Origin of the sequence: Allgaiera indica (genome assembly GCF_900106675.1) — a bacterium.
In the GTDB taxonomy this organism is placed as follows: Bacteria; Pseudomonadota; Alphaproteobacteria; order Rhodobacterales; family Rhodobacteraceae; genus Acidimangrovimonas; species Acidimangrovimonas indica.
Map to the genome: position 1 here is coordinate 133,693 of NZ_FNOB01000010.1, position 16,377 is coordinate 150,069.

Genomic DNA, 16,377 nt, shown 5'->3' on the forward strand with positions numbered 1-16,377 from the left:
GCGGCGCCCCGCCTTTCACACCCCGCGCGCGCCCAGAAGGTGCCGCGCGATCTGGACAAAGCCAGCCCCGCCCTCGGCCCGCGCGACATAGGCGGGCTCGGCCTCCAGCTGTTCCCTGAAACGCAGAACATTGGCCACGCCGCAGCTGTTGCGAAAGAAGCCGAACATCGGCGCGTCGTTGGGACTGTCGCCGACGAAGGCCATGCGCGCGTTCTGCGCATCGATGTCGCGGCCCAGAACCTCGGCGGCGAAACGGCGGCACATGGTCAGCTTGTCATAGTCCCCGAACCAGCCGTTGACATGGATCGAGGACACCTTGGCGACCGCCCCGGCCTCGGTGAAAAGCTGCTGGATCCGGGCCACGGCGGCGCGGTCCAGCGCGGGCACGTCTTCGCAGAAATCGATCGCCAGATCGGCCTCGCGGTAAAGCTGGTCCGAGGCAATCGCCGCTCCCGGCACCTCGTCGAGGATGCGCATCGCCAATGCGTCGAGCCGGGCGCGGTTGGCGCGCCGTTCCTCGGGGCCGGCCACGAATTCGCGGCGCATCCGGCGCGCGGCGCGGTCATAGGCGAAATAGAAGGCGCCGTTCTCGCCCACCACGCCGGCGACCGGCCAAAGCCGGGCGATCAGATCGCACCAGCCGCCCGGGCGCCCCGTGACCGGCGCCACCGCGATACCCGCCCGCGCCAGATCCTCAAGCGCGGCATAGGCGAGCGCCGGCAACTGGCCGTCTTCGGTCAGCGTGTCGTCGATATCGGTGAAAAGCACCTCTATCGCGGCGGCCTCGGCGGCCGGCATATCGCTGATAGCTTGCATCGTCATCCCCTTCCGGCGGCCGATTCGGCGCGTCGGGACGTTTGCGCATCGACGCCCCAAGGGCAACGCCCCCCCGCCGCGAAAGCGCAAGAGCCGTGGCGCCTGCCCGGCCTGTCAGAGCCCGCGGGGGGACCGGACAGCGACGGGTCGCGCGAAACGGGGCGCGGAACTGGGGGGGAACGGGGGGGTTCAGCCGCTGCGGGGCGGGCCTTTCCCCGGATCATGCCAAAGCGTCCAGCGCCCCCGCCCGGCATGCTTCGAAGCGTAGAGCGCCGCATCGGCATCGGCGAGCATCCGGGCCGCGACCGGAGCATCATAGGCGCTGGACCGGGTAATCCCGACGCTGGCCGATATGCGGCACGGCGCCCCGGCATAGTCGATCGGCTGGCTCAGCCGGGCGATCACGCGCTCGGCAATCGCCGAAAGCCGCTCGGCCCGGTCGATCCCGGGCAGCAGCAGCACGAATTCGTCACCGCCGACCCGGGCGATCATGTCGATGCTACGCATCTCGCCCCGCAGGCGCTGGCCGGCGGCACCCAGGACATGATCGCCGGCGGCGTGGCCCAGCGTGTCGTTGACCTGCTTGAAGTAGTCCAGATCCAGATGCATCAACCCGAAGGGCCCGCCCTGCCGGATCAGGGCTTCCAATTCCTGGTCAAAGCCGCGGCGGTTGACCAGCCCGGTCAGCGTGTCGGTCAGCGCTTCGGTCTCGGCGTCGCGGCGGGCGGTTTCGAGCCGACGGTTGAGGTCGTTCAGTTCTTCCATGACCAGGGCCTTCGCCTCGGTCAGGTAAAGCAGCTCGACGGCCAGATCCGTAGGCGCAAAATCCGCGTTGGTGAGCGCATGGACACGCACGCCCTGCCCCACCGCGATGCCGAAGGACAGATTGATCAGCATCCCGCCCTGGCCGGCAACCGGCACCGCCAAGCCGCGGAAGCCGGTGCGCGGGCCATCGCGCAGGCGCAATTGAAGGCGTGCGCCGGCATGGCGCGACAGGCCTGCCATGCCGCTGATCCCGCGGGGACGCCGCACCTGGAAGATTGCGAAGAAATCCCGCCCCGACAGATCCGGCCCGGCCAGGATCTTCGCCAGGGTCGGCCCCGCGCCGCGGATCAGCCCGTCGCGCCCCAACCACAGGTACATCGGCATCAACCGGGCCAGCGCGATCGATGTCAGGCCAAGCGTATCCGTCACGCAAGCCGCGGCTGGGCGCAGGCGTTGGGCCGCGGCTGCAGAAAGCGGCCGCGCGCCATTCTCTGGCCGCGCGCTCACGATCCGGTGCTCCCGGCTGCAAGGTCGAAGTGGCGGCCCTGGGCGAAGGCATGGTCAAGCAGATGAACCTGGATCCGTTCGCAGCCGCGTTCGCATCCGTTATGGTCCAGCATGGCCAGCGCGCCGTAATCATCCGCCATCGCCCGCAGGATCCCGACCATCACATGGCCAAACCCCTTTGGCCCCCCGCAGCAGATCAGGGTGAAGTGATCGCCCCCCTCCTCGATCAGTTCCAGCTGGGGCAGATCAAGATCGGGCACCGCCATGTGGCTGCGCCCCGGAAGATCGTCCAGCGAATTCAGGAAGTCCAGAAAATCCACGCCGCCGAATCGCAGCAACCGGCGCAGCGGCTCAAGATGGGGATGCGAGACAAGGTAGGTACCCAGGTCTTCCAGCACCGAGTCGCGCGGCCGATCGAGGTGATGCGCGGCCGCGCCCAGCACCGCTTCGGTCAAGGCGTCGTCATAGATCAGCATCGGCTCGAAACTGTCGAAACCGAGCCCGGCCGAGCGCGCAACCGCGTGCCACAGGGCGGGACCGTATGTGTCCCGCAGAAAGGATTGGATCGAGCGGTTGACCAGCCCGTGCATAGGCATCCCTCCATTTGCAGGGAAACCTAGGCCGTGGGCGTTAAGAAATGCCTAGCGGTGGCGGATGCTACGCCGCGCGCCCCCCTGCCCTAGCCCGCGCGGGCCGCCGCCAGCGCCTGGGGCAGCGTCTCGGCGAAGGCCGCCATCTCTGTTTCGGGCGCGCAGCTGACGCGGATGCAGCGATCTTGCGGCGCAACGAAGGGCATGCGCACGAAGATATCGCGCGCGACCAGTTCGGCCAGCACGCGGCGGGCGAAATCGCCGTCGGCGCCGCAATCGATGGCGACGAAATTGGTGGCCGAAGGCAATGCGGCCAGCCCGTTCTCGGCCGCGATGGCGGCCAGCCTGTCGCGCGCGGCGGCGACCTGGGCGCGGACCTGCGCAAGGTGGGCCTGATCTTCCAGCGCGGCCAGGGCCCCGGCCTGAGAGATCCGGCTCATCCCGAAATGGTTGCGGATCTTGTCGAAGGCACCAATCAGGTCGGGGGCCCCGATCGCATAGCCGACGCGCGCGCCAGCCATGCCGTAGCCCTTTGAAAAGGTGCGCATCCGGATCACCCGAGGATCGGCGGGGTCGATCCTGGGCGCAAGGCCATCCGGGGCGAATTCGATATAGGCCTCGTCCAGGATCAGCAGGCTGCCCTCTGGCACCTCGGTGACCATCGCGGCGACGGATGCGGCGGGATGCGCCGTACCCATCGGGTTGTCGGGATTGGCCAGATAGATCAGCTTCGGCGCCACGTCGCGCGCCCTGGCGATCAGCGCCTCGAGGTCTTCCCGGTCGTCGCGGTAGGGCACCTTGTGCAGGACACCGCCGAAACCCGCCACATGGTAGTTGAAGGTCGGATAGGCTCCATCCGAGGTGACCACCGCGTCGCCCGGCGCCACCACCAGGCGGGTGAGATAGCCAAGAAGGCCGTCGATCCCCTCGCCCACGATGATGTTCTCGGCGGCCACGCCGTGATGGGCGGCAAGGGCCTGTCTCAGTTCGTGATTCTGGGCGTCGCCGTATTTCCAGACCTCGTTCGCCTCGGCCCGCATCGCGGCCACGGCACGCGGCGAGGGCCCGAAGACGGATTCGTTGGCGCCGATCCGGGCGCGAAACGGGCGGCCGCGCAGTCGCTCCTGCGTCTCGGGGCCGACGAAGGGAACGGTTTCGGGCAGGCTGGCGACAAGCGGGGTATAACGGGGTCCGATCATGGTCGCGATCAAGAGCCGAAATCGGGGATTTGCGCAAGTGGTCGTGCTCTCTGCATCGTCGTCTTCGCCGCCGCCAGCCTTGGCGGGACCGGCGAGACCGGCAACGCTTCCATGCACCGCGAGAACGGCGTCCTTAGCCCCGGTCTCGTCCAGGCCAATGGGTCAAATCGCGGCGCCGAAAGGGGGGCTGCTTTGCCATCCGGTTGGTGCCAGTCCGAGTTGGGCGCAAACCGATCGGCGCGGGCAGCCTTGCAAGACGAGCCATTCGAGCAGTGTCGCGCTTCTTGTCGCCGCCGAAGACCGAGGGCCACGCGCAAGGCCCCTCGCCTCCGCGGCGCCGCCCGACCCGGTATATCCGATTGCATCCCGCGCTTTTTCGTTCCGCCGCAGCGCCATGCCACGCTCGGTCCCCCATCCCGCGGCGTTCGACGCGTGGGCTGTGCAAACCTGACCCGGCGTCCACCGAACCGGCAGCAGTTCCGTCGGCTTGGGGCAGCCTTCGAACCTCGGGTGCCGGCTTCGCTCGGCCAATGGTCGGAAGCGGCCTTGGGGTTGCCGCCAGCGATCCTTCAGGAGGGCCTCTCTGCGGTCGTGCTTCAGATTGACGCTGACCAAGCCAACGGCGAAGGTGTTCGCGGAAGGGTCGCGCTGCTGCCCAAGGACGGAGATCGAGAATGGCAAGGGAGCTTCACCTGGTTCCGGCGCGTCGCGGGCGCGCCGTTTCCTTGGCCGAAGGGCAGGCGATTCAAATCATAAACACCCATGGCCAACAGGTGGTCGATACCTGGTGCTTCAACGCCGCGGATATGACCGAGTTCATGTCGATGGCGCACCTGCACGCGACGCTCGAAAGCATCTTTCCGGCCGAAGGCGATGCGCTGGTCACCAACCACCGCCGACCGATCCTGACGCTGGAACGGGATACCTCCCCCGGGCGCCATGACACGGTGATCGCGGCCTGCGACCGCCACCGCTACGCGCTGCTCGGCTGCGACAACGATCACGACAACTGCACCGACAACCTTGCCAGCGCACTGGCCGAGGTGGGTCTGGAGGCGCCAGTATGCCCCAGCCCGCTAAACCTCTGGATGAACATTCCGATAGGCCCCGACGGCGGCGTCATCTGGGGTGCACCGCTTTGCAAGCCCGGCGACTATGTGACCCTTAGGGCCGCGATGGATTGCGTCGTCGTGCTGTCTGCATGCCCGCAAGACATGATCCCGATCAACGGCGCCGCCTGCACCCCGACCGAGGTGCATTACAGCCTGCTCGGCTGAGCTGCGGACTCGCCCGTCGTCGCACGGCTGAGAAGACGTAACGCTTCGTTTTCGCAAACTTGTTTCTCATGGGGCCCGATCTCGCGGGTTCTGCACCGTGCAGCTGCCCAACCAGGCCTCACCGAAGCTGAAGGCAGCCTGCCACACGATGCGCGCAGGCTGTTCACAGCGTCCCGTTCGGGGCCGATCCATGTCATGACCGCGGCTCGGTTGCGCCACCGCCGATTGCCAGCGTCAACTGATGAGCCGCGCCGATAACCGCACTGCTTAGTCGCTCGATCTCGGCTTCGTCGACCCTGTGGGTCGGACCGGACACCGATATGCCGGCGACGGCCTCCTTGTTCATGTCGAAGACGGGGGCCGCGATGCAACGCATTCCCAGGTTCTTCTCTTCGTTGTCGACCGAAAATCCGCGGGCCCGAATGGTCTTGAGATCCTCCTTCAGCGCCGACCGGTCGGTGATCGAGTGTTCGGTGAAGGCCTGCAAATCCGTTCTGGCAAGCAATCTGTCCAGCCGATCCTCGTCCATGTGGGCCAGCAAAGCTTTCCCGATGCCGGATGCATGCATCGGCGACAATGTCCCGGGTGGAAAGAAGGCGCGGATATTCGCGTGGGTTTCGACCTGGCTCAGGAACAGAACGGCGGCTTCTCTTTCGATCCCCAGATTGGCGGTCTCGCCCGTCGCTTCCATCAACTTGCGCATGATTGGTCTTGCGCGATCCACCAGGCTTGTCCGCCGCAGGTACCGCGCCCCGATAACGAAAGCGCCAGTGCCGATATGCCAGACCTGTTCCTCATGGTCGAATTCGACAAGCCTGTGGCCCTCGAGCGTGACAAGGATCCTGTAGACCGTCGCGGGGGATTGACCCATTTCATCGGCAAGCATCGTCAGCGGCTTGCCCTGAGCTTCGCTCAGATACTCGAAGACCTCCATCGCGCGATCAAGAGATTTGATCGTGTTCTGCGCGGTCTTGTCGTCCCAGCCACGCGGCCTGCCGCGCGCCCTTCGGCCGCCCCCAGAGGCGTTCGCTTGCGATTTCATAAGACCCCCTTGGCCCGGATGAAAGATCACTTCGCCATATGAAAAACATAACCTGCTGGATAGTAATACATTAATACAGACTCCACGAAAGTGAAAATCAATTTCAAAAAAATATCGGCAGGGTCGCGCAGCTTGTATTGTAGGGGCAGCGACCGAAGGAGACCCTGCATGAGCTTTCAGAATCCTGTTTTCATTCCCGGCCCGACCAATATCCCCGAAAGCCTGCGCAAGGCTTGCGACATGCCGACGATCGACCACCGCTCGCCGCTGTTCGGCCAGATCCTGCACCCCGCGCGCGAGGGCGTACGAAAGGTGCTGAAAAGCGAAAGCGCCGAGGTGTTCATCTTCCCGTCCACCGGTACCGGTGGCTGGGAGACGGCGCTAAGCAACACCCTGTCCGCCGGTGACAAGGTGCTTGCCGCCCGCCACGGCATGTTCAGCGACCGGTGGATCGACATGTGCCGGCGCCATGGCCTGGACGTGCAGGTCGTGGAAACCCCTTGGGGCGAAGGCCTTCCGGCGGACCGCTTTGAAGAGATTCTGACCAAGGACAAAGGTCATGAAATCAAGGCCGTGCTGGCGACGCACAACGAGACCGCCACCGGCGTGAAGTCGGACATAGCCGCCGTGCGCCGGGCGCTCGACCAGGCAGGCCACCCTGCAATGCTGTTCGTCGATGGTGTGTCCTCGATCGCGTCGATCGATTTCCGCTTTGACGCATGGAAGGTGGATGTCGCTGTCGCTGGCTCGCAGAAGGGCTTCATGCTGCCCGCCGGTCTCGCCATCGTCGGCTTCAGCGAGAAGGCGATGGACGCCACCCGCACAAGCACCCTGCCGCGCACCTTCTTCGACGTCAATGACATGGCCAAGGGGTACAAGAACAACGGCTATCCCTACACGCCCGCCGTCGGATTGCTGAATGGCCTCAATCAGGCTTGCGGAATGCTGTTGCAAGAAGGGCTGGAAAACGTCTTCGCCCGGCATCACCGCATTGCGCAAGGCGTCCGCGCCGCCGTCGGGGCCTGGGGGCTGGAACTTTGCGCGGTGGATCCTTCCGTCTATTCCGACACGGTCAGCGCGGTCCGCACCCCGGCAGGTTTCAACGCCACCGACATCGTGACCCACGCCGCCCACAAATACGGCGTCGCCTTCGGCGTCGGCCTGGGCGAGGTGGCCGGCAAGGTGTTCCGCATCGGCCATCTGGGCAGCCTGACCGATGTCATGGCGCTGTCCGGCATCGCCACCGCCGAGATGTGCATGGCGGATCTCGGCCTCAAGATCGAACTCGGCTCTGGGGTTGCCGCCGCGCAGGACTATTATCGCGGCCACGCCGCCGTGGCGCGGAAGGATGCCGCGTGATGAGGGACCAGATCTATATCCCGACCTATGAGGACATGCTCGGCGCGCACAAGCGGATCGCGCCGCATATCCGTCGCACGCCGGTCCGCACCTCCGACTACCTGAACGAGCTGACCGGCGCCGAGCTGTTCTTCAAATGCGAAAACTTCCAGGAGCCGGGCGCGTTCAAGGTGCGCGGCGCGGCGAATGCGGTCTTCGGCCTTGATGACGCGCAGGCCCGCAAGGGGGTGGCGACGCATTCGTCGGGCAATCATGCCTCGTGCCTGTCCTATGCCGCGATGCGCCGGGGCATCCCCTGCAACGTGGTCATGCCGCATACCGCCCCCCAGGCGAAGAAGGATACGGTGCGCCGCTACGGTGGCAAGATCACGGAATGCGAGCCCTCGACCAGCGCCAGAGAAGCAACCTTTGCCAAGGTGCAGGCAGAAACCGGTGGCGATTTCGTTCACCCATACAACGACCCGCGCGTCATCGCGGGACAGGGCACCTGTTCGAAGGAATTCATCGAACAGACCGATGGTCTCGACATGGTCGTGGCCCCGATCGGCGGCGGCGGCATGGTTTCGGGCACCTGCCTGACCCTGTCGACGCTGGCGCCCGAAACCAAGATCATCGCCGCCGAACCCGAGCAGGCCGACGACGCCTATCGCAGCTTCAAGGCCGGCCACATCATCGCCGATGACGCCCCGAAGACGATCGCCGATGGCCTGCTGGTGCCGCTCAAAGAGCTGACCTGGCACTTCGTGTCGAGCCATGTCAGCGAAATCTACACGGCCTCCGATCCCGAAATCATCGCGGCGATGAAGCTGACGTGGAAGCATCTGCGCATCGTGATGGAGCCGTCCTCGGCCGTGCCGCTGGCCATCGTCCTGAAGAACCCGGAAGCGTTCCGGGGCAAGCGCGTCGGCCTGATCGTCACCGGCGGCAACGTCGACCTGGACAAGCTGCCCTGGCTCGGCGCCGCCTGACCTGGACCCTGAAGACTTGAATACCGACCAAGGAGTATGGACATGAAAGACATGACCGATCTCGACGCATTCGAAGTTGGCTTTGACATCCCGGCCAAACCCGGAATGTCCGAAGCCGAGATCCAGACCCCGTGCCTCGTTCTGGATCTCGACGCGCTGGAGCGCAACATCCGGAAGATGGGCGATTACGCCAAGGCACACGGCATGCGCCACCGCACGCATGGCAAGATGCACAAGTCGGTGGATGTGCAGAAGCTGCAACAAGAGTTGGGCGGCGCCTGTGGCGTCTGCTGCCAGAAGGTATCCGAGGCCGAGGTTTTCGCGCGCGGCGGGATCAGGGACATTCTTGTCTCGAACCAAGTGCGCGACGCGGCAAAGATCGACCGGCTGGCGCGCCTGCCCAAGCTGGGCGCGCGCACGATCGTCTGCGTGGACGATCTGGCCAATGTCGCAGATCTGTCGGCGGCGGCGCGCAAGCACGCCACCCAGATCGAATGTCTGGTCGAAATCGATTGCGGCGCGGGCCGCTGCGGCGTGACAACGACGCCCGAGGTCGTGGAGATCGCCAAGGCGATCGAGGCCGCCGACGGTCTGAAATTCGCCGGCATCCAAGCCTATCAGGGCGCGATGCAGCACCTCGAAAGCTATGAGGAGCGCAAAGCGAAGATCGACGTCGCCGTTGCGATGGTCAAGGACGCGGTCGACACGCTCAAGGCCGAAGGCATGGCGTGCGATATCGTCGGCGGCGGCGGCACCGGTTCCTACTACTTCGAATCCAATTCGGGCGTTTACAACGAGCTTCAATGCGGCTCTTACGCTTTCATGGATGCCGATTACGGCCGTATCCACGACAAGGACGGCAAACGGATCGACCAGGGCGAATGGGAAAACGCCTTCTTCATCCTGACCTCGGTCATGAGCCACGCCAAGCCGGACCGCGCCGTCGTCGATGCGGGCCTCAAGGCCCAGTCGGTCGATTCGGGCCTGCCCGTCGTCTACGGTCGCGATGACATCGAATACATCAAATGCTCGGACGAGCACGGCGTCGTCCTGGATCCGAAGAACGTGCTGAAGATCAACGAGAAGCTCAAACTCGTGCCGGGCCACTGCGACCCGACCGCCAACGTTCATGATTGGTATGTCGGATTGCGGAACGGCAAGGTGGAATGCCTGTGGCCTGTCTCTGCGCGCGGGCGTGCGTACTGATCCACCCCCATCAAGGCAGGAAGGTCCGGCCCTTGAGCGGCCGGATCATCGCCCGTGTGCGGGCGCAGCTTCCGGCACAGGCACGCAGGCGCACCAACGACGCCTCCGTTTCAGATTACTTTGCCGGCCGGGCCCGAAAGCACCTCCGGCCCGCGAGCCGCGGTGGCGGGCTGCACGGGGGTTCCCAAAGCGAAACGAATGAGAAGAAGACATGTTGATCGTACCCGAACGCGAAATTGCCGACCTGATGACCCGAGAAGCGGCCTTCGACGCCGTCGAAAAGGTCTTTGCCGCCATGGCGTCGGGGGATGCCTACAACTTTCCCGTCATACGCGAAGCTATCGGGCATGAAGATGCGCTATACGGCTTCAAGGGCGGGTTCGATCGGGCGGGTCTGACGCTTGGCCTCAAGGCGGGCGGCTACTGGCCCAACAACCTGGAACGGCACGGGCTGATCAATCACCAGTCCACCGTTTTCCTGTTCGACGCCGATACCGGCATGGTCAAGGCGATGGTGGGGGGCAACCTGCTGACCGCCCTGCGCACCGCGGCGGCCTCGTCCGTTTCGATCAAGCATCTGGCTCGCCGGGATGCAAAGGTACTGGGCATGGTCGGCGCCGGCCACCAGGCGACTTTCCAGTTGCGCGCCGCGTTGGAGCAACGCGCGTTTGAGAAAGTCATCGGCTGGAACTATCACCCCGAAATGCTGCCAAGGATCGAGAAGGTCGCGGCCGAAGCGGGGGTGCCGTTCGAAGCCGTCGAACTTGACGGTATGCGCGAAGCGGATGTGATCATCTCGATTACCTCGGCCTACGCGGCCTCTCTGATGGCAAAGCATGTAAGCCCCGGCTGCCACGTCGCCTGCATGGGGACCGATACCAAGGGCAAACAGGAAGTCGAGGCGGCATTGCTTGCCCGCGCGACCGTCTTCACCGATGAAATCGCGCAGTCCGTCACGATCGGGGAAGCGCAACATGCCATTGCGGAAGGTTTGATCGGGGAAAGCGACATCGCGCAGCTTGGTGCGGTGATCAACGGCACATTGCCGGGCCGCACGTCGCAAGAGCAGATCACGCTGTTCGATGGCACCGGCGTCGGTCTTCAGGACCTTGCCGTTGCCGCATCCGTGGTCGCGCTTGCCGTCGAGAAGGGCGCCGCCATCGAGGTCGATTTCTGACGTCGGCGCACCCCGAACCGCCGGTGATGTCGCCAGCGGGATGGAGATCAGGATGCCGAACGCAGACATTCTTTCCGACCGGGTTGGTCGCAATGGTGATCCTCACACCTTGAGGGTAAGCGTCGCATGTGGCCCACATTTTGCCCCCTGCACAGTCATTTGGCCGCCGTGATATCTGTAGCTCCAGACGAGCACAGGAGGCGAAGATGGCAGACCGAGAGGTGCGGGGTTCACAATTAAGACGAGCCCCGCGGGGAAGAACGTCTGGCCGAATGGCCTCAAACGAGAGGCAACGCGGCGCATCGAGGAAGGCGGAGATACGCCCGGCGACATAGCTGCTGAACTCGGGGCCCACGACTGCCTGGTTCGAAAATGGGGTGTTGCCGCGCATCGCGCGCGGGGAGATCGCATCTTCGTGGCGGAGCCCGATTTACTCAGTCCGGCCTGAACAATGCCTACGGCATTGATTTTGCGTGATTCAGGTGGCCTTCGGGTCGCCTTTGGCTTCAAGGTTTCATATGATTTCTTTGAAAACCTTGCAGATTTGGAAGCCGTGATGAAGCACCGTCCGCGCCCCGAGGAACAAGACGATCTCCTGCGCCCCCGCCTGGTCGACATGATCGACATGCGCCACGAACTGGCGAAGCTTTCAGAGCTGATCGACTGGGAGTTCTTCGAGAGTGAATGGACCGGGTTTTTCCCGTCGACGACTGGCCGACCGGCGACATCGCCCCGGCTGGTGGCCGGCCTCTTGTATCTTCAGCACGCCTACGGGCTCTCCGATGAGGCGGTGATCGCACGCTGGGTGGAAAACCCATACTACCAACACTTCACCGGTGAGACCGTTCGGCGGCAAATCGATCCACTGGATCGATTTGATCTCCGCCTCACTCCAGCACCGCCCGCCGATCGATCCCTCGTCGCTTGTGCGGTGGCGCAAGCGGATCGGCGAGGGAAAGGCGCCGCGCGCCATCGGTCCGAGCGCTGCGCCGAACGCGGAGTGGCTGCTGACGAAGACAATCGAGGCCGGGCGCAAGTCCGGCGCGGTTGACGATGGCAGCCTGTCCCGGGTCGCGGTCGACACCATCGTCATGGATAATATGAAGGGGGACCGTGGCTGCAGTGCAGCCGCGTAAGCCCCCGGAATGATCGCCCATCCGACGGACGCCCGGCTCTACGAGAAGGCGCGCCGCCAGCTGGTTGCCCTGGCCGCGGAGGCCGGGATCGAGCTGCGGCAGACCTACAATCGCCTCGCGCCACGGCTGGCTTTACAGGTGGGTCGCTACGCCCATGCCCGGCAGTTCCGCCGCATGCGCAAGGCGCTGCGAAAGCTCAAGGGTTACACGGGTCGTGTCATGCGCGACCTGCGCCGCCACCTCGACGAGATCCCGGGCGGCACCTTGCGAGACCGCGTCGTTGAGGCTCTCTGGCTGGTCAGCCGGCTCCTGCACCAGGGGCCGAAGAGCCAGGGCAAGATCTACGCCCTGCATGAGCCGGAGGTGGACTGCATCTCGAAGGGCAAGGCGCGGATGCGCTACGAATTCGGCACCAAGGTCAGCATCGCGACCACGATCGACGGAGGCTTCGTCGGGGGCACCCGCGCGTTCCCTGGCAACCCCTACGACGGACACACGCTGTCGGAAGCGCTCGAGCAGGTCGAGATCCTGACCGAGCAGAAGCCTTCGCTCGCCGTGGTCGACCGCGGCTATCGAGGGCACGGGGTGGAGACGACGAAGGTGCTGATCAGCGGAACCCGAAAGGGCATCACGCCCGCTCTCGCGAAGCTGCTCCGGCGTCGCAGCGCCATCGAGCCCGAGATCGGCCACATGAAATCCGACGGGCGTCTCGCCCGCTGTCCGCTGAAGGGCACCATCGGCGACGCGATCTTCGCCCTCCTCTGCGGCTGCGGGTACGACATCTGCAAGATCCTCGCCCACCTCCGAGCCATAATCACCGCGATTTTGACCGCCGTCCTGGCCGCGCTCAGAGCCGGAAACCAGCGGCCCTACGCTGAAGTCGGCCCCTGATGCCGGTGTTCAGATCGGACTACTCAAGCTGGCTCTGTTGCGCGAATCGGATGATGGGCGAGGCTCTCCTTTTCCTGGAGGGATTTATCCCACGGTCTCTGTGACGGGTCTGCCGAGTGCGGTGCAGCCCTTCAGGATGGCAATGCGGGCCTGGATCTCGGCGACCTGCCGATCGAAGTCCCGGGCCATGAGCCGCTGGCCAGCAGTTTCACGCAGTTCATCCAATCGCCGGATCAGAAAACGATCCCCGGGATCGTTTTCTGATCCGGCTCATATCTCGACGCGGCTTCGGCGGTGATCTCTGCTCCATCGTCGCCAGAGTGGCCGGCCAGGGTATCTCGCGGCGCGCAGGGCCTCATTGCGTGCCCTGGCACCGGCAGTGATCAGCTTCCGGGGCTTGGCGTTCCCGCGGGGCGGAATGACGGCATGAGCGCCGCGGCCGGCGGTGGCGTCATGGCATTTCCGGGTGTCATACGCGCCGTCTGCCGTGACGCTGCCGATCTCCTGGCCCTGCGGGACCTGGTCGAGCGGATCGGGCGGCACCGGCGCATCGCCGATATGGCCGCCGGTGATCTCGACGGCCCGGAACTCCGGCGTTTGCGCGTCGATCCCAAGGTGGATCTTGCGCCAGACCCGTCGTTTGGCGCCGCCATGCGTGTGGGCATGCCACTCAGCTTCGCCCCCGACCTTGATGCCCGTGCCGTCGATCAACAGGTGCAGCGGCCCTTGGATCGGCGACAGGGGATATTCACCGCCAGGGTCTTCCGACGACGGGACAATGCGCTGAAGTCGGGCACCGGCCAGTCGAGGCCGGCCAGCCGAGGCAGACCAGTCGAAGCAGGCTCTCGACGAAGCCGGTCGTTTGGCCGAGCGCCATGCCGAATAGCACCTTCATGGACAGGCAGGTCTGGATGGCGTTCGTCAGGAAAACAGTCCCCCGGACTGTTTTCTGATCCTCCTCACCGCTGAAGCTCTGCTGGCGGCCACGCCTGCCGGTCGGCGCAGCCTCCCAGTTCATCTCGGGATCGAACCAGATTGTCAGCGTGCCCCGGCGCTTGAGCGCTTCACTATAGGCTGGCCAGTTCCTGGTCTGGTAGGTCAGGGGTGTCGGCCCGCTCATGCCACCCGGCTATCAGCCTGGATTCAAAAATGAATCCCCTCAGGGATTTGTGCAACAGAGCCAGGGGGAGGTGCTCGACATTATGGTTCAATCGAAGCGGGGTCGGAAAGCGGCACTCAAGTTTCTGCGGAAATTGCTGAAGCGGCAGGGCCACGTCCCGGGAGCGATCGTGACGGACCGGCTTCGGTCCTACGGCGCCGCCCTACGCGAGTTGGGCCTGACCGATCGCCACGTCACTGGCGGGCGGTCAAACAATCGCGCAGAGGTTTCGAATCAGCCGACCCGGCGCCGGGAGCGGCAACAAATTCAATTCAAGTCGCCCGGATCGGAGCAGCGTTTCCGCTCTTCCCACACTGCCATCGCCAACCACTTCAATGTCCAACGCCATCTGATTTCCCGCCGCAGGCTGAAGACCCTCCGCGCCGAGGCGTCAGCCGACTGGCATGAAATCGTGGCGGCCCAAGGCTGTCTCCGGAAGGTGCTCCTGGCTATTACGATTTACCGTGACAGTGCCAACGCAGGTGTTCTCGGGCCAATGGCGGTCAATGGACGTTAGAATATATGTCCCGCCCAGGCACCCCGGAAGAAGGCAAAGGCCCGCTTGGCGACACGGCACTGCGTGCTGCAGTACCCGCGAGTCGCGTGCCCGACCGCGGGGTTGCGGTCGGGCAGCCGGAGATCCCTGTTTACGCCTTGGCGGCCTTCGTCCAGGCGAAGGCCTGCATCGGGGCATCCACAGGCGTCTGCGCCAGGTGGTTGGTGTAGTTCGACATCACCTTCTGCGCGACACCCAACACGACCTCAAGGACCTGCCGCTTGGTGAAGCCCGCGTCTAGGAAGCGCTGCACCTGCGCGTCGGTCACCTCGCCGCGCTGGCGCACCACCTGCAGGGTGAAGCCGCGCAGCGCTTCCAGATGCGTGTTAGGCAGCGGCGTCTCGTTGCGCAGCGCCTCGGAAATCGTGTCGTCCACCTTCATCACCTTGGCAATGCCGGTATGGGCGGGCACGCAGTAGTGGCACGCATGCTCTACGTTGATCGTCTGCCAGACCACCGTCATCTCGTCCTTATCGAAGCTGGTCTCCTGCGAGAACAGGCGGTGCAGCTGCTGGTAACCCTCCAGAAGTGCCGGCGCCTCGGCCATCACCGCATGAAGCCCCGGCACGCGGCCGAAACTCCGGTAACTGGCCTCGAGGAGCGGGCGGCTCTTCTCGGGCGAGGTATCCAGGCTGTGAGTGGTGAAATCGGTCATCGGATCATCCTTTTTTGAGTGAATGCTCAATATGCATCGCAGCACATAGCTTTACTTGATCGACCATTCAAGATATATTTTGAGCAATCACTCACCAAAAGAACGAGCGCTAGAAAGATGGGTAGGCAGGCCAGCTATGAAAGGGACGAGGTGGTATCGAAGGCGCAGGCCCTGTTCTGGGCCAAGGGCTATCGCGCGACCTCGTTGAAGGATCTGGAGACGGCGCTGAACCTGCGTCCCGGCTCGATCTATGCCGCTTTCGGCTCCAAGGAAGCGCTGTTCGCCGAGGCGCTGCGGCGCTATGCAGGCCAGTCGCGCGACCAGGTGCGGCAGAGCCTGAAAGCGGCGAAATCGCCCCTCGCCGGTCTGGCAGCCCATGTGCGCGCGCTTGGCTGCGTGCGGCCCGAGGCGGCGCCATCCCGGGCCTGCATGCTGGTCAAGACGCTGCTCGAGACGCCGGATGACGACCCGGTGCTGCGGCCCCAGACCGAGGAGATGATGCAGGGCATGGAAGCCGAGTTCGCGGCGGCCTTCGCAGCCGCGCGGGCGGCTGGAGAGCTTCCCGATAGCGCCGACCCCGAGCGCCTGGCGCGCCGCCTGCAGGCCGAGATCTTCGGGCTGCGGGCCTATGCGCAGCGTAGCGACGCGCAGGGGAAGGTGGCGGAGCTTGCCGAGGATATCGCGCGCGATCTGGAGGCACTGACGCCTCGTAACGGCGACGCTGCGTCTGTCTGAAGGCCAGATCGTTGTGAACCGGCCGCGAATATGGCGGCATGGGCACCCCGGTCGGCGATAGCATCGTGGCACTTGCACGCGTCATAAGCGCCGCCTGCCGTGACGCTGCCAATCTCCTGTTCAGGTGGGATCTGTTCGAGCAATTCCGGAAGCATAGCGCATCTCCAATGTCGCTGCAGGTGAACTCAACGGCCCGAACTTTCGGTGTTTTCTCGTCGATGCCGAGGCATATCTTGCGCTAAACTGAACCGCGCCGGGTTTGCCGGAGGCTCCAACTCCTGAGTAGGATGGAGCATCATGAGCAAGACGACGAACAAGTTTTCCCCCGAAGTGCGCGCG

The 16,377-nt window shown here is 64.7% G+C and carries 12 protein-coding genes and 4 pseudogenes; 8 read left to right on the top strand and 8 right to left on the bottom strand.

The window, feature by feature from the left end:
• Positions 1–15: 15 nt before the first annotated feature.
• The 4 genes from BLV97_RS11170 to BLV97_RS11185 all read right to left on the bottom strand — a co-directional run bounded on the left by BLV97_RS11170 (position 16) and on the right by BLV97_RS11185 (position 3,877).
• Positions 16–816 carry an HAD-IIB family hydrolase gene (locus tag BLV97_RS11170; RefSeq protein ID WP_035846058.1) on the bottom strand — a complete coding sequence of 267 codons (801 nt, stop codon included), beginning with the start codon at positions 814–816 and terminating at the stop codon, positions 16–18.
• 189 nt (positions 817–1,005) lie between these two features.
• Positions 1,006–2,010 carry a GGDEF domain-containing protein gene (locus BLV97_RS11175; RefSeq protein ID WP_035846056.1) on the bottom strand — a complete coding sequence of 335 codons (1,005 nt, stop codon included), beginning with the start codon at positions 2,008–2,010 and terminating at the stop codon, positions 1,006–1,008.
• Between the two features lie 74 nt (positions 2,011–2,084).
• The gene (locus tag BLV97_RS11180) at positions 2,085–2,678 is read right to left on the bottom strand and encodes a heme NO-binding domain-containing protein (protein WP_035846018.1); all 594 of its coding nucleotides are present in this window, start codon (positions 2,676–2,678) and stop codon (positions 2,085–2,087) included.
• Positions 2,679–2,767: 89 nt separating this feature from the next.
• Positions 2,768–3,877 carry a pyridoxal phosphate-dependent aminotransferase gene (locus BLV97_RS11185; RefSeq protein WP_035846054.1) on the bottom strand — a complete coding sequence of 370 codons (1,110 nt, stop codon included), beginning with the start codon at positions 3,875–3,877 and terminating at the stop codon, positions 2,768–2,770.
• A gap of 674 nt (positions 3,878–4,551) precedes the next feature.
• Here BLV97_RS11185 and BLV97_RS11190 point away from each other — a divergent pair.
• Entirely contained in the window at positions 4,552–5,154 is a 603-nt protein-coding gene (locus BLV97_RS11190; protein ID WP_035846016.1) for a DUF1989 domain-containing protein, read from the top strand.
• Positions 5,155–5,347: 193 nt separating this feature from the next.
• Here the strand turns inward: BLV97_RS11190 and bhcR are convergent, their stop codons facing one another.
• On the bottom strand, positions 5,348–6,196 hold the full coding sequence (gene bhcR, locus BLV97_RS11195; protein ID WP_035846014.1) for an HTH-type transcriptional regulator BhcR: 849 nt from the start codon (positions 6,194–6,196) through the stop codon (positions 5,348–5,350).
• Between the two features lie 168 nt (positions 6,197–6,364).
• Between bhcR and bhcA the strand changes: the two genes are divergently transcribed.
• The 5 genes and pseudogenes from bhcA to BLV97_RS11220 all read left to right on the top strand — a co-directional run bounded on the left by bhcA (position 6,365) and on the right by BLV97_RS11220 (position 12,933).
• On the top strand, positions 6,365–7,555 hold the full coding sequence (bhcA, locus tag BLV97_RS11200; protein WP_092164067.1) for an L-aspartate--glyoxylate aminotransferase BhcA: 1,191 nt from the start codon (positions 6,365–6,367) through the stop codon (positions 7,553–7,555).
• Complete coding sequence (gene bhcB, locus BLV97_RS11205) at positions 7,555–8,523, top strand: beta-hydroxyaspartate dehydratase BhcB (protein ID WP_035846011.1); 969 nt, start codon at positions 7,555–7,557, stop codon at positions 8,521–8,523. The genes bhcA and bhcB overlap by 1 nt, the downstream gene beginning before the upstream one ends.
• Before the next feature lie 42 nt (positions 8,524–8,565).
• Positions 8,566–9,729, top strand: a complete 1,164-nt coding sequence (gene bhcC / locus BLV97_RS11210; protein ID WP_035846009.1) for a 3-hydroxy-D-aspartate aldolase BhcC — start codon at positions 8,566–8,568, stop codon at positions 9,727–9,729.
• A gap of 211 nt (positions 9,730–9,940) precedes the next feature.
• Positions 9,941–10,906 (top strand): iminosuccinate reductase BhcD, encoded by a 966-nt coding sequence (gene bhcD / locus BLV97_RS11215; protein ID WP_035846007.1) that lies wholly within the window; start codon positions 9,941–9,943, stop codon positions 10,904–10,906.
• A 556-nt stretch (positions 10,907–11,462) separates the two neighbouring features.
• Positions 11,463–12,933: pseudogene (locus tag BLV97_RS11220) on the top strand (IS5 family transposase).
• Positions 12,934–13,017: 84 nt separating this feature from the next.
• Here the strand turns inward: BLV97_RS11220 and BLV97_RS11225 are convergent.
• A pseudogene (locus tag BLV97_RS11225) lies at positions 13,018–14,053 on the bottom strand (IS5 family transposase).
• Positions 14,054–14,111: 58 nt separating this feature from the next.
• Here BLV97_RS11225 and BLV97_RS11230 point away from each other — a divergent pair.
• Positions 14,112–14,513 (top strand): annotated as a pseudogene (locus BLV97_RS11230) (DDE-type integrase/transposase/recombinase); the annotation flags it as partial.
• A 226-nt stretch (positions 14,514–14,739) separates the two neighbouring features.
• On the opposite strand, the gene BLV97_RS11235 reads toward BLV97_RS11230, so the two are convergent.
• Positions 14,740–15,303, bottom strand: coding sequence for a carboxymuconolactone decarboxylase family protein (locus BLV97_RS11235; RefSeq protein ID WP_035841540.1), 564 nt, complete (start codon positions 15,301–15,303; stop codon positions 14,740–14,742).
• Positions 15,304–15,420: 117 nt separating this feature from the next.
• On the opposite strand from BLV97_RS11235, the gene BLV97_RS11240 reads away from it, so the two are divergent.
• A complete protein-coding gene (locus BLV97_RS11240; RefSeq protein ID WP_035841538.1) occupies positions 15,421–16,038 on the top strand; it encodes a TetR/AcrR family transcriptional regulator in 618 nt (205 codons plus the stop codon).
• A gap of 29 nt (positions 16,039–16,067) precedes the next feature.
• On the opposite strand, the pseudogene BLV97_RS11245 reads toward BLV97_RS11240, so the two are convergent.
• Positions 16,068–16,276 (bottom strand): annotated as a pseudogene (locus tag BLV97_RS11245) (transposase); the annotation flags it as partial.
• Positions 16,277–16,377 lie beyond the last annotated feature (101 nt).